The sequence below is a fragment of the Pseudomonas sp. nanlin1 genome (assembly GCF_045571515.1).
Classification (GTDB): Bacteria; Pseudomonadota; Gammaproteobacteria; order Pseudomonadales; family Pseudomonadaceae; genus Aquipseudomonas.
On record NZ_CP124218.1, the window covers coordinates 2,883,709 to 2,905,234 of the forward strand.

Here is a 21,526-nt window from a genome sequence, read left to right on the forward strand (position 1 = left end):
CACCCGGCCCCGATAGGGTTCTTTCGCTCGTTTCACGCACGTATTCCACGAAAGCAATGCTTTAACGCGCAGCGCCGTGGGCGTTGATCGTAATGGATCCAAATGGAGTGTCATATGAGGATGTTCTGCGTTGCGGTGATTGCCTTGGGCGCTGCCGCTAACAGTTATGCAGAGTTGCGTGCCGATACGGCCAGCCGCACCTGCGCAGTGATCAAAGACACCGGTTTGGCCGGTGGCGCCTGGACCGAACGTAAAACGGGTGAGTGGAGCTGCATCAGCCAGCTACAACTGGTCGACCCGGCCAAGCCTGAGGGCGATAGCCTGCAGTTTATGGGTGAAGGCCAGGCCGACCAAGTGAAGCGGGTTAAGCTGGTACTCAATATGGTCCAGGCCAAAGCATCCAAATCCTCGACCGCTTTGCTGGTCAAGGCCGCCCAGCGGCTGTCGATCCGTACCTTGGGGCAATCGTTGCCCCCGGCCCTGCATTCGGCCATCGCGGCGGGCGTTCCGGCCAAGGCCTATAACGTCGGCACCGGCAAGATCACCGTTACCTCTAGCAGTGGCACCAGCAATACCGGCTATGCCTTGCAGGTGTCGATTGAATGACAGTGGGGCGTTAAATCCGTAGGCACTCGGGAAGCATAAGGATATGCTTTTACAAAATGTAACTGAGTGCGGTGAGGACATGATGTCGGGCAGGGATTTGTTGTTGGCGTTGGTGGTGATTGTCGCGTGGGGCATGAACTTTGTGGTGATCAAGGTGGGCCTCGACGGTCTACCGCCCATGCTGCTGGGGGCGCTGCGCTTTGCGCTGGTGGCGTTTCCGGCAATCCTGCTGATACGCCGCCCGCAGTTGCCCTGGCGTTGGCTGTTGGCCTACGGGGCAACCATCTCCCTGGGCCAATTTGCCTTTCTGTTCGAAGCCATGCACCACGGCATGCCCCCAGGGCTGGCCTCGTTGGTGCTGCAATCCCAAGCTTTTTTTACTTTGTTCTTTGCCGCGATTTTTCTCGGCGAGCGGCTGCGTGCCGCCAGCGTAATGGGCTTGGTGGTCGCGGCTGCTGGGTTGGCGCTGATCGGACTGGAAAGTGACGCGGCCACGCCGCTGTTCGCGGTTATCCTGACCTTATGCGGCGCGGCCATGTGGGCCATGGGCAATATCATCACCCGCCGTTTCGGCAATATCGATCTTGTCGCGCTGGTGATCTGGGGCGCATTGATTCCGCCGCTGCCGTTCTTGGCGCTGTCATGGTGGCTGGAAGGCCCGGCACTGATCGAGCAATCGTTGCGCACCATCAGCGTCAACTCACTGCTGGCGCTGGTGTACCTGTCATTTGTCGCCACCATGTTGGGCTACAGCCTATGGGGCCGGCTGTTGTCGCGCTATCCGGCAGGTAAGGTAGCGCCGTTTTCCCTGCTGGTGCCTGTGGTGGGCATCAGCTCGTCGGCTTGGTTGCTGGATGAACGTATGAGCCCCTTGCAGATGTGCGGCGGGGCTCTGGTGATGGTGGGGTTGTTGATCAATGTCTTCGGCCCACGTCTGTGGCGCCGTGCTGTGCCAGCAGCGGCCTAACTTAGCTCGCCAGAACCTGCGGATTGACCAGGTTGGCCGGCCGCTCACCCGCGAGCACGGCCAGTAGGTTGTCCACCGCGCAGCGGGCCATGGCCTCGCGGGTTTCTTCGGTGGCCGAGCCCATATGCGGGGTGGCGACCACATTGTCCAGGCCCAGCAGGGGCGAGTCGCTGGGCAACGGCTCACGCTCGAACACATCCAGCCCGGCGGCGCGGATGCTGCGCTGTTGTAAGGCTTGCAGCAACGCCGCTTCGTCGACCACCTTGCCCCGGGAGATATTGATAAAGATGCTGCTGGGGCGCATCAGGGCGAACTCCCTGGCGCCGATCAGCCCTTGGGTTTCGGCGGTCAGGGGCAGGGTCAGGCAAACGAAGTCGGCCTGGCTCAGCAGCGTGTCGAGGTCACAGTGGCGAGCATTGAAACGCTGATCGACGGCCGGTTTGGGCGAGTGGCTGTGATACAGCACAGGCATGCCGAAGCCGAAGTGGCCGCGCTGGGCCAGGGCTTCGCCGATGCGGCCCATGCCGATGATGCCGAGGGTCTTGCCGTGTACGTCGCTGCCGAAATGCGCCGGGCCAATACTGCCGCGCCATTCCCCAGCCTTGACCCAGTTCGCCAGTTCCACCACCCGCCGCGCCGCGGCGAGTATCAAAGCAAAGCCGGTGTCGGCGGTGGTCTGGGTAAGGACGTCGGGGGTGTTGCACAGGGCGATACGGCGCGCGTTGAGGTACGCCAAGTCATAGTTGTCGACGCCCACCGAAACGCTGGCGATGCCTTGCAGCTGCGGCGCCAGGTCCAGCAATTCGGGGCTCAGGCGCACGCTGGCGCCGAGTATCCCATGGGCCTGGGGCAAGGCCGCACGTAGCTGTTGCTGGCCTTCGGCACTGCCGGGCTGCTCGATATAGGTCACATGGGCTTGGGCCTGCAAACGCGCGAGCAGGGCGGGCGAGAGTTTTTTATAAAGCACGACATGCTTTTTCATGATTCAGCCTTTTCAGTGGGCCAGCGGGCGGCGACGCTGGCTAGCGCTCTTTACCAGCGCATCGCAACCGCTGGGTTTGAGCAAGAGGGTCAGCAGCGCAGACAGCAACAAGGCGCCACTCATTAACAGGTAAGAAGCGCCGGGGTTGCCGGTACTGGCATTGAGGTAACCGACCAGGTAGGAGCCGGTAAACGAACCCAGCGCCCCCATGCTGTTGATCAGGGCCATGGCGCCGCCGGCCACGTTGGCTGGGAGAATCTCCGGAACGATGGCGAAAAACGGCCCGTAGGGGGCGTACATGCAGGCTCCAGCCACTACCAGCAAGCTGTAGGACAGCCAAAAATGCTCGCTGCCCAGGGCATAGGAGCCATAGAACGCCAGGGCCGCCAGCAGCAACGGCGGCCAGACAAAGCGTTTACGCCGTTGCAGTTTGTCCGACGCCCAGGACACCCCGAGCATGCCGATAACGGCCGCCAGATAGGGCAGAGCAGACAGCCAGCCGGCTTCGACCATGTCCATCTGCAAGCCTTGCTTGAGGATCGACGGCAGCCACAACACAAAACCGTAGACCCCCACGCTCCACAGAAAAAACTGCGCCGAGAGGATGATCACTTTGCCCGAGCGAAACGCTTCAGCGTAGTTTTTCACCGGTTTCAGGCCGACTTGCTCGGCGGCCAGGGCATCGGCCAGGTCGCTTTTTTCGCTTTCGCTGAGCCACTTGGCCTGGGCTGGCCGGTCATCGGCCAGACGCCACCAGATAAACGCCCAGAGCACCGCTGGCAGGCCTTCGATGATAAACATCCAGCGCCAGCTGAAGTGTTCGATCAAGTAGCCGGACACCACTGACATCCACAGCATGGTCACCGGGTTGCCCAGGATCAGAAAGGTGTTGGCCCGCGAGCGTTCGGCACGGGTGAACCAGTGGCACAGATACACCAGCATGGCTGGCATGACCACCGCTTCGACCACCCCCAACATAAAGCGGATGACGATCAGCCAATAGGCGTTTGCTACCACCCCGGTGAGGGTCGCCAGCGAACCCCAGAGAATCAGGCTGACAAAGATCAAGCGTTTCACGCTGTGCTTCTGCGCGTAGAGGGCGCCGGGCACCTGGAAGAAAAAATAACCGAGGAAGAACAGCGCCCCGAGCAAGGACGACATGCCCGGGGTGATCATCAGGTCCGCGGCCATGCCCGAGGCGGCGGCGAAGCCATAGTTGGCGCGGTCCAGGTACGCCAGGCTGTAGGTGATAAACACCATGGGCATGATGTACCACCAGCGGCGCTGGGCAAGTTTGGCGATGTGCATGGTGTCTCTCCTGAGCATTTTGTTGTTGTGGCAGCAGGTGTTGAGTGTCGTTTACGAGTTTGGCGCTTGCTCGCGTAATTCTCGGCGGGTCGGCAGCCCCTCCATGTCGCCCACGCTTTGCACGGCGCGGCTGCCGATCCAGTTGCCGCGGGTCACGGCGCTGGCCAGGGGCAAACCTTCCAGCAGGCCACTGATCACCCCTACCGCAAAGCCGTCGCCGGCCCCGACTGTGTCGATCACCCGCGCCACGGCGACACCGGCGACCGTGCCTTGCTGTTCGGCGCTACGAAAGTAGGCGCCCTCGGGCCCCAGCTTGATCACCACGGCGCGGGCGCCTTGGTCGAGGTAAAAAGCGGCGATGTCGGCCGGCGCCTTGTAGCCGGTGAGCAACTGGCCTTCGGCGAGCCCTGGCAAGACCCAGTCGGCCAAGGCGGCGCAGGCATTGATGCGCTCGATCATGGAGGCCTGGTCGGGCCACAGCGTGGGCCGCAGGTTAGGGTCGAACGAAACCGTGTGGCCGGCTTGGCGATGCTGCTGCATCAAGTGGTGGGACAATTCCAGCAGGCTGGATGACAGCGCCGGAGGTATCCCGGTGGCGTGCAGGTGGCGAGCCTTTAGCAGGCTGGGGGCGACGTCAGCGACACTCAGGTGGCTGGCCGCCGAACCGCGGCGAAAATATTCAACGGTGGGGTCGCGGCCGTCGGTTTCCCGGGACTTGAACTGAAAGCCGGTAGGGTGGCTGTTGTCGATACCGACATAACGGCAGTCGAGCCCTTCGCGCTGCAGGCTGGCGATCACGAAGCGGCCCAGGGAGTCGCTGCCCACGCGGCTTAGCCAGGCGACGTTGAAGCCTAAGCGGGCCAGACCAATCGCCACGTTGCTGTCAGCACCGGCGATACGTTTATGGAAACGCTCGACCGAGGCCAGGTCGCCGCTTTGTTCGGCCACCAGCATCGCCATGGTTTCGCCAAAACAGAGGATATCGTGTTCACCCATGGGACACCTCGGCGTGGGCGAGGCGGGCGAGGGTGCCCACATGCTCATGGGTGAGCAGGGCCAAGTCAGCCCCCTGCAGGGGGTACTCGATGGCGCGCACAACGCCTTGGGGCAGCCGCTCGAACAGTTGCGCCCAGAGCCTGAGGTCAACTTCGCCGGGTGGCGTGGCTATTAACTTGCCCTGAGCATTGCGGTGTACAGCCTTGCAATGCACATATTCAACGTAGCTACCCAGTTGCAACGCAGCGCTGTTGACCGACTGCGCCTGCCATTGCCAGTTACCGATATCGAACGTCATACCGACCTTCAGGGCCAGCGCGGCCGCCGCATCGAAGAACTGCAACAACGGTTCAATACGGCCGCCTTGTGGCGTTTGGTCGTTCTCGATCAGCAAATGCACCGGCTGGCCGACCAGTAACGCGTCGAGTGCCTGCAGGTCGCAGTGTGGCGAGAAAAATCCCAGGGACACTTTCAGCCATATCGCCCCGCAGGCCTGGGCATTGGCCAAGGCTTCCCTAAGCAACGGGTTGGGCTGTGCCAGGCCGGCTTGCCAGATTTCCAGGGGCGAGGAATACACGCCGATCAGGCCATGGTCGCTGATGGCGTGCTTGAGCTCGCGCAAATCGGCCTGGACGAACAGTTCTTCGCGCAATTCCAGGTGGGTAGCCCCGGCCTGTTGCAAGAGCGGTGCGAAATGGGCTTGGCCCAGGCGGCTTACCAGGTCGGCACCATAACTGGACAAGCTGATGGAGACGGGGGAGAGATTCATTGTTATTAGCCTCTGAAACCGGTTTCATTTTTACTCAGCGAAGATGGCCTGCAAACCATGCCGCAGGCTTAATCTCGTTGGCGGGTACTGCCACGCACGATCAGCTGCGCGGCGAAGTCGTGGGTTTGCGCCTGCGCCTGGCTACCGTGCAGGCGCTCGAGCAGACAGTCGAAGGCGCGTACGCCTATTTCATGGGTAGGCTGGGCGAGGGCGGTAATGCCCTGGCCGACCAGGGGATACCAGTCGAGGTCGTCGAGGGCGAGCAAGCCGATGTCGTCCGGGAAGCGCCCGCAAATGGCCTGCAAGGCCTGGGTGCACGCCAGGGCCGCAATGCCGTTGCCGCAGAACAGCGCCTTGGGCCCCGGACCTGGCGCGGCGAGGAAGTCACGCAGCTGGTTTTCCAAGTCGCCGCTGGCCTCCAGCACCGGCCAGGGCCCGTGTTGCTGAAAGCTGGCCACGCGCTCCTGGCGCGAGCTGGTGCCGTCCTGGGCTTCGCTGACCATCGCCAAGTCGCGATAGCCGCGTTCGAGCAGATGCGCCACCGCCAGGGCCACGGCTTGGGCGTTATCCAAACCCACCAGGTCGCTGCCCAGTTGGTTGACCTTGCGGTCCACCAGCACCATGGGCACTTCGGTTTGCAGCTCGCGCAGCTCATCCACATGGTGGCCCAGGGTGTTCACAATCAGGCCTTCGATGTTGTAGGAGCGCAGGGCCGCCAGTTGCTGTTGTTCTTGCTGCGGGTCGCGGTCGGTGTTGCATACCACCAGGCTGTAGCCATGGCGTCGGCAAGCGGTTTCGACGCCGTGCATAACCGCGATGGAATAGGGGTTGCGAATATCGGCCATGAGCATGCCGATCAGGCGAGTACGCCCGCGCTTGAGGCCCCGGGCCATTTGGTTGGGCCGGTAGCCGAGGGCGTCGATGGCGTGTTCGATGCGCTGGGCGATGCTGTCGGACAGCAAGGCGCGGTCTTCGCCGATAAAGCGCGACACGCTGGCCTTCGACACGCCGGCCCGCTGGGCGACGTCGAGCATGGTGACACGGGGGCGATGCAAGGTGCTGCTACTCACGGCCTGGGTCCTTTTATGGATATTATTGACAGGCATTGAAACCGGTTTCAGGAGACACCAAAGCGGCCTCAGCGTCAACCACCGCGTGTCGTCTGCAGCCGCTTCAATTGAGCAGGCCGGCGGCCAGGTTGATGGAAAAGCCGAGGATCGCCGTGTTGAACACGAACCCGATCAACGAATGCCCCAGCACCACCCGGCGCAGCGCCGGGGACGCCACACCCACGTCGGAGGTCTGTACGGCGACACTCAAGGTGAAGGAGAAGTAGAGAAAATCCCAGTAGTCCGGCGTGCGCAGACCCTCCGCAAAACGCAAAGGGGGCTCTTTAGCGGTGCTGGTGTAGAACAGCCGCGCGTAATGCAAGGCGAAGATCACCGCAGTGAGTAACCACGAGCCGATGATGGTCGAGGCCGTCAACAAGTAGTGGCTGGCTTGCAGGCCGGTGGCCGGGCCCTTGCTGCCGGCCAGTTCGAAACCGATCGCCGCCAGGCTGACCAGGGTCGCCACACACACCGTCACCAAGACCCAGCCCGCGTTGGCGTCTTCGACCTGGGCGGTGGCGCGCACCGTTTCCGGCTTAGCCCGGCACAGCAACCAGGCCGCGAGCCCCAGGTACAACCACACGCCGATGTTCCAGCCACACAGCGCGTGCAGCACCACGCCGTCCACCGGCACCCAGATGCCACTGATAGCCCCGACGATAGCGGCGGCGGTGAGGCGCGGGTGCGTGTGGGCGACGGTTTGCAGGGCCATGGGAGATCCGCACAGGGGGGGTGCCAGGAGACTAGGCGTGCGCGCAGGCCGCCGCAAGCCCCCCGCAGGCCTAAATAATTCGCGGTCATCAGGGAAAGCAGTCTAGAATCCGCCACTTAGATCCAGACACAAATACTTACAAGGCCCAAAGCATTGCGACTTTGCGGCCACGGCACGCATTGGGTGTTGCAGCAAACACCACCTACATAGCCTGCCATCCGTGATTCAAGGCCGAGGTCGTCATGCAAAAACTTTCCATCAACGGGCAGACCCACGAGGTCGATGTCCCCGACGATATGCCGCTGCTGTGGGTGCTGCGCGACGTGCTGGCCATGACCGGCACCAAGTACGGCTGCGGCATCGCCCAGTGCGGCGTGTGCACAGTGCACCTGGACGGCCGCGCCGTGCGCGCGTGCGTGCTGCCGGTCAGCGCTGCAGTGGGGCATGAAATCGGCACCATCGAAGGGGTCGCTACCAGCGCCATTGGCCAGCAGGTGCAAGCCGCCTGGCTGGAGCACGAGGTGGTGCAGTGCGGTTACTGCCAGCCTGGGCAGATCATGGCCGCCGTGGCCCTGCTCGAAGAGCACCCCAAGGCCGACGATGAGCAGATCGTCACGGCCATGTCGGGCAACCTCTGCCGCTGCGCGACCTACACGCGCATTCGCGCCGCGATCAAAAGCGTCAGCCAAGCCTAAGGGGCCCGTTCATGTCCAATGCATATTCAATGTCGCGCCGCGGCCTGTTGAAGGGCGGTGCGTTGTCTTTCGGCGGGCTGGTACTGAGTACCTGGCTGCCCGCGTTCACTGCCCAAGGGGCCGCAGCCCAGGCCACCGCATCGGCGCGGCTGGGGGATGCCGCCGCAGAAGGCTTTGGCGCCTTCGTGCGGGTCGGCCATGACGGCCGCGTCACCGTGATCTCGCCGAAGATCGAGATGGGCCAGGGTGCGCAGACCGGTATCGCGATGATGGTGGCTGAAGAATTGGAAGTCGGCCTGGATCAGGTCGACCTGCAAGAGGCACCGGCCAACGCTGCGCTGTATACCGATTCGATTCTGCAGTTTCAGGCCACCGGCGGTTCCTCTTCGACCCGGGCCACCTGGGAGCCGCTGCGCCGCGCCGGTGCCAGCGCGCGAATGCTGCTGGTGCAGGCTGCCGCGTTGCGCTGGAGCGTTGCCCCTAGCCAATGCCGTGCCGAGCTGGGCCGGGTGTTGGGCCCCGATGGCCAGCGCGCTGACTATGGCGACCTGGTGGATGCAGCAGCTCAGTTGCCGCTGCCCCAAGAGGTGCCGCTCAAAGCCATGGCCGAATTCAAATTGCTCGGCACCTCGGCCAAGCGCCTGGACACGCCGAACAAGGTCAATGGCAAGGCGCTGTTCACCATCGACTTGCAGATCCCCGGCATGTTGATTGCCTCGACCCTGACCTGCCCGGTGCACGGCGGTACATTGCGCAGCCTTGATGAAGGCGCCGCGCGGCAAGTGCCCGGGGTTCGCGACATCGTGCGGCTGAGCAATGCGGTGGCGGTCACGGCCAGTAATTTCTGGGCCTGCCAGCAAGCGCTCAAGGCCTTGCAGGTGGAGTGGGACTTGGGCGACAACGCCAGCGCCCACTCGGCGGGCCTAGACAAAGCCTTGCTGGCCGCCAGCAAAGCCGACGGCGTGGTTGCCAAGCGCAGTGGCGATATCGACAGCACGCTAAATGCGGTCGATCAGCGTTTCGAGGCTGTTTATGAGCAGCCTTTCCTGTCCCACTCGCCCTTGGAGCCTATGACCTGCGTGGCCCATGTGCGCAGTGATACCTGCGAACTGTGGGTGGGCTGCCAGGCGCCCACCTTCGCCCAGGCCGGCGCTGCGAAAATCAGCGGGTTGGCCCCGGAACAGGTGATCATCCATAACCAATTGATTGGTGGCGCCTTCGGTCGGCGCCTGGAATCGGACTTTATCTACCAGGCCGTGGACATCGCGCGCCAGCTCAGCTACCCGATCAAGTTGATCTGGAGCCGCGAAGAAGACATGACCCACGACCGTTATCGGCCGTACTACGTCGACCGCCTGCACGCTGCCCTCGACGACCAGCTCGCGCCCATCGGCTGGGAGCACCGGATTGCCGGCGCTTCGGTGTTGGCCGCCTATGCCGGCAAGTTGCCCGACAACGGCGTCGACAGCGACGCCGTGGAAGTGGCCATCGAGCCCATTTACCAGCTAGCCCACTTACAAGTGCGCTATATCCGCGAAGAGCCCAAGTGTATCCCGGTGTCCTGGTGGCGCGGGGTCGGGCCGCTGCGCAGCACCTATGCGGTGGAGTCGTTTATCGACGAATTGGCGCACAACGCCAAAGCCGACCCGGTGGCCTACCGCCTGGCCTTGCTGGCAGGGCAACCACGGGCCCAAGCGGTGCTCAAGCGCGCCGCCGAGTTGGTCGACTGGAACACGCCGTTACCTAAAGGGCAGGGTCGTGGCGTCGCCGTCAGCGCCGTGTTCGGCAGCTACATCGCCACCGTGGTGGAGCTGGAAATGCACGGCGAGCGGGGCTTGAAGATCAAGCGTTTGCTCTCGGTGATCGATTGCGGTTTCGTTAACAACCCCACTTCGGTCCGTTCCCAGATCGAAGGCGGCACGCTGTTTGGCCTGTCGGCGGCGCTGTTCAACGAAATCCTCATCGAGAACGGCCAGGTGCAGCAGAACAACTTCCATGCTTATCGGCAGATCCGCATGAGCGATGCGCCGCCAGTGGAAGTTCACCTAGTGCCCAGCCAGGAGGCCCCCGGCGGGGTCGGCGAGACCGGCGTGGTGCCGGTCGCCGCCGCGTTAGTGAATGCTTTGCACGCGGCGTCCAACGCCCGGGTACGGCGTTTGCCCCTGAGCCGTACTGGCTACTACACCCTGTGAGGAGCGCTGACATGAACCCATTGAAATACGCCTTGGCGCTGGCGACCACAGGCTTGTGCCTGAGTGCAGCCGCTGCCGACGACCTGGTCAGCCAAGGCGAGTACCTGACCCGTGCGGCCGACTGCACGGCGTGCCATACCGTGGCTGGCGGCAAGCCCTTTGCGGGCGGTCTGCCGTTCAAGCTACCGTTCGGAACGCTGTATTCGCCCAACATTACCCCTGACGTCGACACCGGTATCGGTGCCTGGAGCGACGACGATTTCGTCAGCGCCTTGCAAAAGGGCGTGGGCAAAGACGGCAAGCACTACTACCCAGCCTTTCCGTACACCTCTTATACCTTGATGCCGCGCGAGGAGATCCTCGCCATCAAGGCTTATCTGTTCAGCCTGGCCCCGGTCAAGCAGGCGCCGCCCGAGAACGACATTGGCTTTCCGTTCAACCAGCGTTGGGGCATGGCCTTCTGGAATGCGTTGTTCCTCGACGACCAGCGCTTCCAGCCCAACCCGCAGCAGTCGGCCGAATGGAACCGCGGGGCCTATCTGGTGCAAGGCCCTGGCCATTGCGGTGAGTGCCACACCCCGCGCAACCTGTTCCAGGCGGTGGACAAAGACCGGCCCCTGGCCGGCACCCTGCTGGGCAATTGGCAGGCCTACAACATCAGCGGCGATAGCCGCTACGGCATCGGCGCCTGGCCGCAAGAAGCCTTGGTCAGCTACCTGGGCAAAGGCTATGCCCCCGGTTACGGCATGGCAGGCGGGCCCATGGCCGATGCGGTAGAACATAGCTTGCGTTACCTGCAGCCCAGCGACCTGCAAGCCATCGCGCTGTACCTCAAAAGCACCCCGGCCCAAGCCGAGGGCATCGCGCGGCCACAGGCCGAGATCAACGATGGCCCCCTCAAACCCGGTGACGAACTGGGCCGCAAGCTGTTCGTGGATGCCTGCGCGGCCTGCCACCGCCTGGACGGGCAGGGCAACCAGACCGGCGTTGCGACCTTGCTGGGGATCAAAACGGTTAACGACCCCCAAGGCACCAACCTGATCGCTGTGCTACTGGGCGGCCATCAGCGCCCCAACGCCAGCGTCGCCCAGCAGATGCCGGACTTCGCCCGTGGCTACAGCGACAAGGAACTGGCCGCCGTGTCGACCTTCGTGCTGCAACGCTTCGGCCAGAGCGGCGCGCGGGTCACTCCGCTGCAGGTGAAGCAGAGCCGTAGCCAGAGCCTGCACTAGGTTCTGCACCTAAAGTGCCTGGGCCTCGATTAGGGCAACTGGCTGAAATGCGCCTGCTGACTTTGCAGGCGCGCGCGGGCCTTGTAGTCGGCGGCGTCGTTGACGCCACCGACTGTTCCGTCGAGCAGTAACTGCTGATCGACTAGGCCGTCCACGGCTTGGTCGACCGCCTTCACATAACCTGCGCGGCTGCCGTACAACTCCAGTACGCTCTGGCGTGGGTCGGCGGCAGCGCGTGTGGCGGGGGTCAAGGCGAAGGCCAGCTGCGAGCTGTTCAGTCCGTTCTGCTGGCCTTCGGCAAACCCCCGGCGACGCAGGCTGTAACCGGCGAAGGTGGCCAGCGGCACGGCGACATCCGGCATCTTCACCCCCCCGCGCTCGTTGCCTTGGCCATCGGTGGTCGGCAGGTAAACCTGGTAAAAGCGTTGTGACGGTTGGGTCGGCAGGACCCCTTCGTCGTTCACGCTGAGGTGGTTGTAACTGCCGCTAAATCCCAATCCAAGCGCGGCCAGGTCAGGCATCCCCAGGCTTGCCGGCTGCGCGCTGGCGAGCGCTAGAGTACCGTCGGACAGGGTAGGGTACTGGCTGGCGAGGGGCGTTCGTTGTTGTTTGACCCAGCCTTCCAGGTTGACCAGTAATGCGCGGTACAGGGCCGAGCTCGAAACATTCGCCCCAGGCGAGGCGGAGATCGCCGTCGCCGGTGGCGTGAGGTCTACGGAAAAGTCCGGCTGAGTCTCGGCGGCCCGGCTCAGGCTCATGGGGGTATGGGTGGTACCGGGTACGTAGAACAGGCGGACTTCCTCGGGTATGGCCAGGTCATGCCCGGCACCGTCAGTGACCAGCAGTGAAGCACGGGCACCGTAGGCTTCGACCGGGCTGTCGTACTGGATCACCTTCGGGCAGGTGGCTTGCGCCAGGCAGCGCTTGAGCAGGCCGTCGGTGCGGCCGGTCAGCGGGTCGGTGCTGGTGGCGTAGCTGAACGGGAATTGGTCACCGGGGGTGTAGTGGTTTTCTTGCTGCAAGGAGAAATCACCCGGCTTGGCCCAGCGGTAGTTGGTGTAGGTTTTGCGCGAGCCGGCCACCAGGGGCAGCATCCCGTCGAACACCCGCCGGCCCTGCGCATCGGTGTTGAAGCCCTGCCACAGGAAGTCGCGCAGATAGCGCCCGGATTGCGAGATACCGGTACCCAGGGTGGTCTGCACCCGGCCTGCCAATGGGTTGGGCTGGCCCAGGCTGTCGGCTTTGGCATAACGCAGGAAACTGATCAGGTCACGGGTGGCCAAAAAGCCCAGGCCCATGACTTTTGGTTCCTGGGCGGTGTAGCTGAAGTGGTAGATCGAGCCATTGTCACTGCCCGCGTCGAGGCCGGCGAGCAGGCTGGCATCGGCGCGAACCGCGGCACGGTCGATGGTGACAAAACCGTAGCCTTTGCCCGTTACATTGCCGCCTTCGGCTTCGGCGCTGCCCGCGGTGTACCGCCAGAACTTCTCCGGCACCGTCAATGCCGGGCTTTGCGGCGTGCGTTGCAGGGTCAGGCGCGCCGAGGTATCCGCCGCGCGCTTATGGTAGGTGCCGAGCAACTGTGAGGTGGCATCGTTAGCGATAAACTCATCTTGCACAAAAGCTTCCAGGGTTCGGTTCCCATGGGCACGATCCCGCGCCACCGGCAAGCTCATGCCCAGCATCGGCCAAGGCTGCGCCGCACTGATCTGCGCGGTCTCGCCGTGCAGCGACTGCGGCCGATCGCCTTGCCAGCCAGACCACACCAGGGTGGTCCCTTGATTCAACACAAACCCATTGCCGGCCCCCTGGCCGGTGACCACTTTGTCGGCGCTGACACTGGGCCGCACGGCGTTGTACAGATCGTTGGCGCCGCCATCCTGCAGCACCGCCATGGCAATCGCCCGGCCCCGATTCACTACTTCATACAGCAGGGTGCCATTGGCCTTGGCCGGGTCGGTTGGGGTCAGGATGACCACGTCGAACCGGTACGCCACCTGGCCGTGCTCGTCCGCCGCATTGGCCAGGTCGACAATCGACTTGGCACAGGGGTCATTGGCACTCACTGTGGCGTTGGCTTCGGCCAGCAGATAAGTGTACGTACCGACATCGCCGAAACGCGTGCCATTGAAGGCCAGGCCTTGGCCCTTGATGGACAGCGACTGCACGGCCGATTGCTGCAAGGTGCAATCGGTCGAGAGGTCGGGGAGCAGGGGGTTACTGGCCAGGGCAGGGGCTGATAACAGCGCAAGTGCGATGAAATATCCGAGCTTCATGTAGGAGCAGTCCGTCGTGTTGGGTCGTGAAGCTATAAAGCATAGTTACCCAGCAGCAAATTGCCCTTGAACCTCGCTCAGGTTAACCCAGCGCTGTTCCCGTGCCGCCAAGCGAATCGCGGTGGCCAGCCGCTCGACCTCTAGGGCCTGCGCGAAATCAGTGCCCAGTTGGCCCTGACCGGCCAACGCCATAATCAGTTCATGCACTTCCAGGGTTTTTAACTCGTTGTAGCCTAGCTGGTGCCCCGGCGCCGGGCTGAATGCCGCGTAGCCGGGCAGGTCCGGGCCTGCCAGTAGGCGCTGGAAGCCTGGCTGGCCCATTTGGCACAGGCGGAGCTCGTTCAAGCGCTCTTGGTCGAACGACAAGGTGCCTTGGGTGCCGCTTATTTCAAAGCTCAGATGGTTTTTGTAGCCATGCTTGAGCCAGCTGCTGCTGAAAGTGCCGCGGGCGCCACTGCTGAAACGCAGTAACGCATGCGTCACGTCGTCAACCATGATAGCCCGCTGCTCCTGGCTACCGGACGTGGCCGGGCGTTGGCGGTGCACCGTTTGCAGATCGGCGCAGACCGCTTCGATATCGCCCAGCAGATACCGCGCCATGCCCAGCAAATGGCTGCCCAGGTCTGCCAGCGCCCCGCCAGCGTGTGCGGCCTCGCAGCGCCATGACCAAGGCGAGGCAGGGTCGGCCATGAAGTCCTCGCTGAACTCGCCCTGGAAACTGATGATCTGCCCAAGCCTGCCGCTTTGGATCAACTCCCGCGCCCGTTCGATGATCGGATTGTGCTGGTAGTTGTAGCCAACCCGGGTAACCACACCGGCCGCCTGGGCCGCTGCGTGTAGCGCGCTGGCCTGTTCCAGGCTCACTGCCAGCGGCTTTTCGCAATACACCGGCTTACCGGCAGCGAGCGCGGCCATGGCCATGGGGTAATGCAGGTGATTGGGTGTGGTGATGGCGATGAGGTCGACCTGGGGATCGTCGATCAAATGCTGCCACTGCGCGTGGGCGCGCGCAAAGCCCCAGGCGCTGGCACAGGCCTGGGCACGCAGCGGATCGGCATCGGCCAGGGCAGCCAAGCGTAGGGTAAAAGGTAATTGGAATGCCGCGCTAACGTTGCGAAAGGCCAGGGCATGGGCGCGGCCCATAAAACCCGTACCAATGAGTCCGATTCCAAGCTCGCCCATCACACACCTCTTTTTTGGTTTTTATTTTCAGTGGCTGGTTTATAGAATAAATATTCGTTATGTGCAATTTATAGAATTATTATTTTTTTCTTGGAGGCGGACCTGATTCGCCCGAATCAGTCGTCAAAGCCCAATTGTTCATGGATCTCATCGACCTTCAATTCCAGCCGGTAGGCCACGGCGATGAATAACGCCTGACATAAACACAGGGTCGCGCTCAGGGAGCGAAAGGCAAAAGAGCTTCCTTCGTTGACCAGCAGAATCGTACTGGCGCGCTTGGCCAGCGGCGAGAGGTTGCTGTCGGTGATAATCAGGGTCTTGGCTTGATGGTTCTGGGCGATCCGCAAGCAATGCTGGGTTTCTTTGCCGTAGGGCGTGAAGCTGATGGCGATCACCAGGTCATTGGCGCGCACGCTACGCATCTGCTCGCGATAGCTGCCACCCAGCCCGGATATCAAGTGGATGCGCTTGTTGGTGTGCTGCAGGTTGTAGACCAGGTAATCGGCTACCGCGAATGAGCGGCGCACACCCACCACGTAGATATTGTCTGCATTGACCACCAGCTCTACGGCTTGCTCGAAGGCGGCTTCGTCGAGCTCCGCACCCAGCCGCTCGATGCCTGACAGGGTCGAATGGACGCATTCGCGCGCCAGGTCGGCGGCGCTGGCCTTGTGCGATTTGTTGGCGATCATGCTGCGGATGCGCTGCTGGTAGTTGCGCACCGGGGTGGTCTTGTGGGTATAGGCTTCGCGGAACAACGCCTGCATTTCACTGAAACCACTGAAGCCAAAGCGCTGGGAGAAGCGCACGATGGCCGAGGGGTGCACTTCGCATTCGCCGGCGATGTCACTGATGCGGTCGACCATAATGCGGTCGCTCTGCTGGCTGATGTAGCTGGCGATGCGTTTGAGCTGGCGTGGCAGGTTGTCGTATTGCTCGGTGATCATCTGCAACAGGCGTTCGGCATTGATCGGGGCGCTGGCGAGTACGTCGTGCGGGGTCGTCTCTGGCGTGGCCGGCTGATCGGTGCGGGGCATGGGCAATCCTTCTGGCTTGTTCTTCTTGGTACGCGGGTCGATGGGGCAAGTCTACAGGGTAGGCAACACGAATGCCGTGCGACCGGACGCAGCGCCTAGGCCGGAGGTTATTAGAATATAAATTCCATATCAATAAATATGGAAAATATATATTGATTACGGCCGGGGAACGTTCTAGGCTGCTTGCACCAAGTGCGTTTTGCCGTCGCTACCGCGCAGCAACGCCGGCTTATAAAAATAAAAGGAGCCAGCATGGGCCAGTCTCGTTTTGCCAGTGGGCGTCAGTTGGATTTGCTTTGCCTTGGCCGCTTAGCCGTCGATCTCTATGCACAGCAGGTGGGCGCGCGGCTTGAGGACGTGTCCAGCTTTGCTAAGTACCTCGGCGGCTCGTCCGCCAATATTGCGTTCGGTACGGCCAGGTTGGGCTTGAAGTCGGCGATGTTAAGCCGGGTCGGTGACGACCACATGGGGCGCTTTCTGCTGGAGGCCCTGGCTCGCGAGGGCTGTGACGTCAGTGGCGTCAAGGTCGACCCCGAACGCCTTACCGCGCTGGTGCTGTTGGGCCTGAAGGACCGCGAAACCTTCCCTTTAGTGTTTTACCGCGAAAACTGCGCCGACATGGCGTTGTGCGCTGAGGACATCAGTGAAGCGTCCATCGCTTCGAGCAAAGCCCTGCTGATTACCGGCACGCATTTCTCCACCGACGGCGTCTACGCGGCCAGCATTCAGGCGCTCGACTACGCCGCCCGGCATAACGTCAGGTGCGTGCTGGACATCGACTACCGCCCAGTGCTGTGGGGCCTGGCAGGCAAGGCCGATGGGGAAACCCGGTTTGTCGCCGATCAGACGGTCAGCCAGCATGTGCAGAAGATCCTGCCGCGTTTCGATCTTATCGTCGGCACCGAAGAAGAGTTTTTGATTGCTGGCGGCAGTGAAGACCTGCTTTGCGCCCTGCGCACGGTGCGTGAACTGACCCCGGCAACCTTGGTGGTCAAGCTCGGTCCGCAAGGCTGTACGGTGATCCACGGCGCGATCCCCACGCGGCTCGAGGACGGCGCGATTTACCCTGGCGTGCGGGTTGAAGTGCTTAACGTGCTCGGCGCAGGCGATGCCTTTATGGCGGGTTTCCTCAGCGGCTGGTTAAACGATGCCAGCGACGAGCGTTGCAGCCAGTTGGCCAATGCCTGCGGCGGCCTGGTGGTGTCCCGGCACGCTTGCGCACCGGCGATGCCCACGCCCGTGGAGCTTGAGTACCTGTTCAACAGCCCAGTACCCATTACCCGCCCTGACCTGGACCCGGTGCTGCAACGCCTGCACCGGGTCAGCGTACCGCGCAAACACTGGCAGCAGCTATTTGTGTTTGCCTTCGACCATCGCTGGCAGTTCGTCGACCTGGCGCAGAAGGCGGGCCAGGGTCCGCAGCGTATCGCCGCGCTCAAGCAGTTATTCATTGAGGCGGTGGCGCGGGTCGAGCAGCAACTGCGTGAGCAGGGTGTCGAGGCCGATGTTGGCCTGTTGGCCGACCAGCGCTTCGGCCAGGATGCGCTCAATGCCGCCTCGGGGCGCGGCTGGTGGATCGCCCGGCCCGTGGAAGTGCAGAACTCGCGCCCGCTGGCGTTGGAGCACGGGCGTTCGGTTGGCAGCACCCTGGTCACTTGGCCCCAGGAGCACATTATCAAGTGTTTGGTGCAGTTTCATCCAGACGACGAACCTCTGCTGCGCCTGGAGCAGGAGGCGCAAATCAAGGCGGTGTACGACGCGTCGCTGGCCAGCGGGCACGACCTGCTGCTGGAAATCATCCCGCCCAAAGATCACCCGTCCAGCCATCCCGATGTGCTCTACCGCAGCCTCAAGCGCTTTTACAACCTGGGTATCTACCCGGCCTGGTGGAAGATCGAGACCCAGTCTGCCGAGCAGTGGAAACAACTCGATGAGCTGATTCAAGGACGCGACCCTTATTGCCGCGGCGTTGTCTTGCTTGGCCTGAATGCCTCCACCCAAGCCCTGGCCGATGGCTTTCGCCAAGCCAGCCAAAGCACCACCTGCCGGGGCTTTGCCGTGGGCCGCACGATCTTTCAGGAGCCGAGCCAAGCGTGGCTGGCGGGGGAGATCGACGACGAAACCCTGATTCAGCGCGTGCAGGGTACATTCCAACAGTTGATCGATGCCTGGCGTAGCGCTCGGGCCTGAGGTGCAATCAAGCAGCTCTGCGTGTTATCTGAAAACAATAAAAGGTGCAGCCATGCCCGCTATCCGAATTGGCATCAACCCGATTTCCTGGAGCAACGACGACCTGCCGGCGTTAGGCGGGGAAACGCCCTTGAGCACCGCCTTGAGCGAAGGCAAGGAGATCGGCTACGAAGGCTTCGAACTCAACGGCAAATTCCCCAAGGACGCCCAGGGCGTTGGCGATGTGCTGCGCCCCTACGGCCTGGCCCTGGTCTCCGGTTGGTACTCCAGCCGTTTGGCGCGCCGCTCGGTGGCTGAAGAGATTGAGGCCATTGCCGGTCACGTCGAACTGCTCAAACGCAATGGCGCCTCGGTCCTGGTCTATGGCGAAGTCGCCGACTCGATTCAGGGCTCGCCGATTCGGCTCATCGAACGGCCACGCTTTGCCACCGCACAGGCCTGGCAAGACTACGCCGACAAACTCAGCGAACTGGCGCGTTTCACCTTGGCCCAAGGCGTGCGCCTGGCTTACCACCACCATATGGGCGCCTATGTCGAATCCCCTGAAGACATCGACCAGCTGATGGCGCGCACGGGCCCTGAAGTGGGCCTGCTGTTCGATTCAGGCCATTGCTACATGGGCGGCGGCGAGCCCATCGAAGTGCTGCGCAAACACCTCGACCGCGTATGCCACGTGCATTTCAAAGACGTGCGCAAACCGGTGGTGCAACTGGCGCGCAACCAGATGTGGAGCTTTCCCGACTGCATCGTCAACGGCACTTTCACCGTGCCCGGCGATGGCGATATCGACTTTGCGGCGTTGTTGGACGTATTGCTCGCGGCCCAGTACAGCGGCTGGCTGGTGGTCGAAGCCGAGCAGGATCCGGCGGTAGCGCCCAGCTATGCCTACGCGAAAAAAGGCTATGACACGTTGCGCGCGCTGCTTAACCAGAGGATAGGACAATGAGCCTGTTGGTCAAACGCAACAAACACGGGCAGACCTTAGTTGCCCTTGAAGAAGGCCGCCTGCAGTACGTGGGGTTTGCCGCCTACCGCCTGAGCCTTGGCGAAACCCTCCCGGTCAACGCAGGCGATCGAGAGCTGTGCCTGGTACTGCTGAGCGGGCGGGTGAACATCGAGGGTGAGGCCATCGATTGGCAAAACCTGGGCGATCGCCAGTCGGTGTTCGAAGACAAATCACCGTTCGCCGCCTACCTGCCGCCGGGTACCCAGGTGCAGGTCACGGCCTTGAGCGACGTGCAGATCGCCGTCTGCGCCGCGCCCGGGGCCGGGGGCTACGCACCGCGGCTAATCCGCCCTGAGGCGTGCAAGCGCAGCGTGCGCGGCAAAGGCGCCAACACCCGCTATGTGTGCGACATCCTGCCGGACAGCGAACCGGCGCATTCTCTGCTGGTGGTGGAAGTGCGCACACCGTCCGGGCATTCGTCGAGCTACCCGCCGCACAAGCACGACACCGATGACCTGCCGCACCAGAGCTGCCTGGAAGAAACCTATTACCACCAGGTCAACCCGCCGCAGGGCTTCGTGTTCCAGCGCGTGTACACCGACGATCGCAGCCTCGACGAGGCCATGGCGGTGGAAAACAGCGATCTGGTGGTGGTGCCCAAGGGCTATCACCCCGTTAGCGTGCCCTATGGCTACGAGTCTTATTACCTGAACGTGATGGCCGGCCCCAAGCGCGCCTGGCATTTCCACAATGACCCGCAGCACAGCTGGTTACTCGACCTTTAACTTGGCGACGGAGAACAATAATGAGCAGCATCCCGGTGATCGGCCACTACATCGACGGACAAGTGCAAGACAGCCCCAGCGAGCGCTTCAGCGACGTGTTCAACCCCGCCACGGGCGAGGTCCAGGCGCGGGTAGCACTGGCCAGCCCGAAGACCGTCGACGCCGCCGTTGCTTCGGCCGTCAAGGCGTTTGCGCAGTGGTCCGAGCAGTCCTCGTTGCGGCGTTCGCGGGTGCTGTTCAAATTCAAGGAACTGCTGGACCAGCACCATGCCGAGTTGGCCGAGATTATCAGCCGCGAACACGGCAAGGTGTTCGCCGATGCCAAAGGCGAGGTGACCCGCGGCATCGAAATCGTCGAGTTCGCCTGCGGCGCGCCCAACCTGCTGACCACGCGCTTTAGCGACAACATCGGTGGCGGCATCGATAACTGGAGTATGCGCCAGCCCCTAGGTGTCTGCGTCGGCATCACGCCCTTTAACTTCCCGGTCATGGTGCCGCTGTGGATGATCCCACTGGCCCTGGCCACGGGTAACTGTTTTATCCTCAAACCCTCAGAGCGCGATCCGTCCGCCAGTTTGCTGATGGCGCGCCTGCTGACCGAGGCCGGGCTGCCCGATGGCGTATTCAACGTGGTGCAGGGCGATAAAAGCGCGGTTGACGGCTTGCTGCAACACCCGGATGTCGAGGCGGTTTCGTTTGTCGGCTCCACGCCGATCGCTGAGTACATCCACCAGCAGGCGACCCAGCGCGGCAAGCGTGTGCAGGCGTTGGGCGGGGCGAAGAATCATATGATCGTGATGCCCGACGCCGATCTCGATCAGGCGGCCGATGCTTTGATCGGTGCGGCCTATGGCTCGGCGGGCGAGCGCTGCATGGCGATCTCCATTGCGGTGGTGGTCGGCGAGGTGGGTGACCAGCTGATCGATAAACTGCTACCGCGCATCGAGCAGCTCAAGGTGGGCAATGGCATGCTCCCGGACAGCGACATGGGCCCGCTGGTGACACCGCAACACAAGGCCAAAGTCGAGGACTTTATCGACCAGGGCGTCGCTCAGGGCGCCCTGTTGGTTGTCGACGGTCGTGGCTGCAAGGTCGCTGGCGCCGAGGATGGCTTCTTCGTTGGGGCAACGCTGTTCGATCACGTGACCAGCGAGATGAGCATCTACCAACAGGAGATTTTCGGCCCAGTGCTGGGCATCGTGCGGGTGGCCGATTTCGCCAGCGCCGTGGCCTTGATCAACGCCCATGAATTCGGCAACGGCGTCTCCTGCTTCACCAGTGACGGCGGCATCGCCCGGGCCTTTGCCCGCAGCATCAAGGTGGGCATGGTCGGCATCAACGTGCCCATCCCGGTACCCATGGCCTGGCACTCCTTCGGTGGCTGGAAACGCTCGCTGTTCGGCGATCATCATGCCTACGGGGAAGAGGGCATACGCTTCTACAGCCGCTATAAAAGCGTGATGCAACGCTGGCCGGACAGCATCGCCAAGGGCCCTGAGTTCAGCATGCCCACCGCCAAGTGAAACTTTCTGCCGAACCGAT

18 protein-coding genes are annotated in these 21,526 nt (G+C 62.7%); 9 read left to right on the forward strand and 9 right to left on the reverse strand.

The features are described 5' to 3' along the window. The first annotated feature begins 114 nt into the window (after positions 1 to 114). Both QCL65_RS13430 and QCL65_RS13435 read left to right on the forward strand, forming a co-directional pair. On the forward strand, positions 115 to 606 hold the full coding sequence (locus QCL65_RS13430) for a DUF6030 family protein (protein ID WP_407309362.1): 492 nt from the start codon (positions 115 to 117) through the stop codon (positions 604 to 606). A gap of 82 nt (positions 607 to 688) precedes the next feature. Beyond that, positions 689 to 1,573, forward strand: a complete 885-nt coding sequence (locus QCL65_RS13435; protein ID WP_407316842.1) for an EamA family transporter — start codon at positions 689 to 691, stop codon at positions 1,571 to 1,573. Position 1,574: 1 nt separating this feature from the next. Here QCL65_RS13435 and QCL65_RS13440 read toward each other — a convergent pair whose 3' ends face one another. The 6 genes from QCL65_RS13440 to QCL65_RS13465 all read right to left on the reverse strand — a co-directional run bounded on the left by QCL65_RS13440 (position 1,575) and on the right by QCL65_RS13465 (position 7,443). After that, on the reverse strand, positions 1,575 to 2,555 hold the full coding sequence (locus QCL65_RS13440) for an NAD(P)-dependent oxidoreductase (RefSeq protein ID WP_407309364.1): 981 nt from the start codon (positions 2,553 to 2,555) through the stop codon (positions 1,575 to 1,577). Between the two features lie 12 nt (positions 2,556 to 2,567). Beyond that, positions 2,568 to 3,863 (reverse strand): MFS transporter, encoded by a 1,296-nt coding sequence (locus QCL65_RS13445; RefSeq protein ID WP_407309366.1) that lies wholly within the window; start codon positions 3,861 to 3,863, stop codon positions 2,568 to 2,570. A 51-nt stretch (positions 3,864 to 3,914) separates the two neighbouring features. Beyond that, on the reverse strand, positions 3,915 to 4,859 hold the full coding sequence (locus QCL65_RS13450; protein ID WP_407309368.1) for a sugar kinase: 945 nt from the start codon (positions 4,857 to 4,859) through the stop codon (positions 3,915 to 3,917). After that, a complete protein-coding gene (locus QCL65_RS13455) occupies positions 4,852 to 5,628 on the reverse strand; it encodes a sugar phosphate isomerase/epimerase family protein (RefSeq protein WP_407309370.1) in 777 nt (258 codons plus the stop codon). Before QCL65_RS13455 ends, QCL65_RS13450 begins: the two co-directional genes overlap by 8 nt. Before the next feature lie 68 nt (positions 5,629 to 5,696). Next, on the reverse strand, positions 5,697 to 6,734 hold the full coding sequence (locus QCL65_RS13460) for a LacI family DNA-binding transcriptional regulator (RefSeq protein ID WP_407309372.1): 1,038 nt from the start codon (positions 6,732 to 6,734) through the stop codon (positions 5,697 to 5,699). 67 nt (positions 6,735 to 6,801) lie between these two features. After that, a complete protein-coding gene (locus QCL65_RS13465; RefSeq protein WP_407316844.1) occupies positions 6,802 to 7,443 on the reverse strand; it encodes a DUF1345 domain-containing protein in 642 nt (213 codons plus the stop codon). Between the two features lie 248 nt (positions 7,444 to 7,691). Between QCL65_RS13465 and QCL65_RS13470 the strand changes: the two genes are divergently transcribed. From QCL65_RS13470 to QCL65_RS13480, 3 genes are read left to right on the forward strand one after another with little or no spacing between them, the layout of a single operon-like run. After that, positions 7,692 to 8,144 carry a (2Fe-2S)-binding protein gene (locus QCL65_RS13470; protein ID WP_407309374.1) on the forward strand — a complete coding sequence of 151 codons (453 nt, stop codon included), beginning with the start codon at positions 7,692 to 7,694 and terminating at the stop codon, positions 8,142 to 8,144. A gap of 11 nt (positions 8,145 to 8,155) precedes the next feature. Further along, complete coding sequence (locus tag QCL65_RS13475; protein WP_407309376.1) at positions 8,156 to 10,336, forward strand: molybdopterin cofactor-binding domain-containing protein; 2,181 nt, start codon at positions 8,156 to 8,158, stop codon at positions 10,334 to 10,336. Positions 10,337 to 10,347: 11 nt separating this feature from the next. Beyond that, the gene (locus tag QCL65_RS13480) at positions 10,348 to 11,568 is read left to right on the forward strand and encodes a cytochrome c (RefSeq protein ID WP_407309378.1); all 1,221 of its coding nucleotides are present in this window, start codon (positions 10,348 to 10,350) and stop codon (positions 11,566 to 11,568) included. A 29-nt stretch (positions 11,569 to 11,597) separates the two neighbouring features. Here the strand turns inward: QCL65_RS13480 and QCL65_RS13485 are convergent, their stop codons facing one another. The 3 genes from QCL65_RS13485 to QCL65_RS13495 all read right to left on the reverse strand — a co-directional run bounded on the left by QCL65_RS13485 (position 11,598) and on the right by QCL65_RS13495 (position 16,063). Beyond that, on the reverse strand, positions 11,598 to 13,844 hold the full coding sequence (locus QCL65_RS13485) for an alpha/beta hydrolase domain-containing protein (RefSeq protein ID WP_407309380.1): 2,247 nt from the start codon (positions 13,842 to 13,844) through the stop codon (positions 11,598 to 11,600). A gap of 45 nt (positions 13,845 to 13,889) precedes the next feature. After that, a complete protein-coding gene (locus QCL65_RS13490; protein WP_407309382.1) occupies positions 13,890 to 15,026 on the reverse strand; it encodes a Gfo/Idh/MocA family protein in 1,137 nt (378 codons plus the stop codon). 116 nt (positions 15,027 to 15,142) lie between these two features. Then, entirely contained in the window at positions 15,143 to 16,063 is a 921-nt protein-coding gene (locus QCL65_RS13495) for a MurR/RpiR family transcriptional regulator (protein WP_407309384.1), read from the reverse strand. A 252-nt stretch (positions 16,064 to 16,315) separates the two neighbouring features. On the opposite strand from QCL65_RS13495, the gene iolC reads away from it, so the two are divergent. From iolC to QCL65_RS13515, 4 genes are read left to right on the forward strand one after another with little or no spacing between them, the layout of a single operon-like run. Beyond that, the gene (gene iolC / locus QCL65_RS13500) at positions 16,316 to 18,253 is read left to right on the forward strand and encodes a 5-dehydro-2-deoxygluconokinase (protein WP_407309386.1); all 1,938 of its coding nucleotides are present in this window, start codon (positions 16,316 to 16,318) and stop codon (positions 18,251 to 18,253) included. 52 nt (positions 18,254 to 18,305) lie between these two features. Continuing rightward, positions 18,306 to 19,199 carry a myo-inosose-2 dehydratase gene (gene iolE / locus QCL65_RS13505; RefSeq protein WP_407309388.1) on the forward strand — a complete coding sequence of 298 codons (894 nt, stop codon included), beginning with the start codon at positions 18,306 to 18,308 and terminating at the stop codon, positions 19,197 to 19,199. Continuing rightward, positions 19,196 to 19,984, forward strand: coding sequence for a 5-deoxy-glucuronate isomerase (gene iolB, locus QCL65_RS13510; RefSeq protein WP_407309390.1), 789 nt, complete (start codon positions 19,196 to 19,198; stop codon positions 19,982 to 19,984). Before iolE ends, iolB begins: the two co-directional genes overlap by 4 nt. A gap of 20 nt (positions 19,985 to 20,004) precedes the next feature. After that, positions 20,005 to 21,507 carry a CoA-acylating methylmalonate-semialdehyde dehydrogenase gene (locus QCL65_RS13515; RefSeq protein WP_407309392.1) on the forward strand — a complete coding sequence of 501 codons (1,503 nt, stop codon included), beginning with the start codon at positions 20,005 to 20,007 and terminating at the stop codon, positions 21,505 to 21,507. Positions 21,508 to 21,526: the final 19 nt, after the last annotated feature.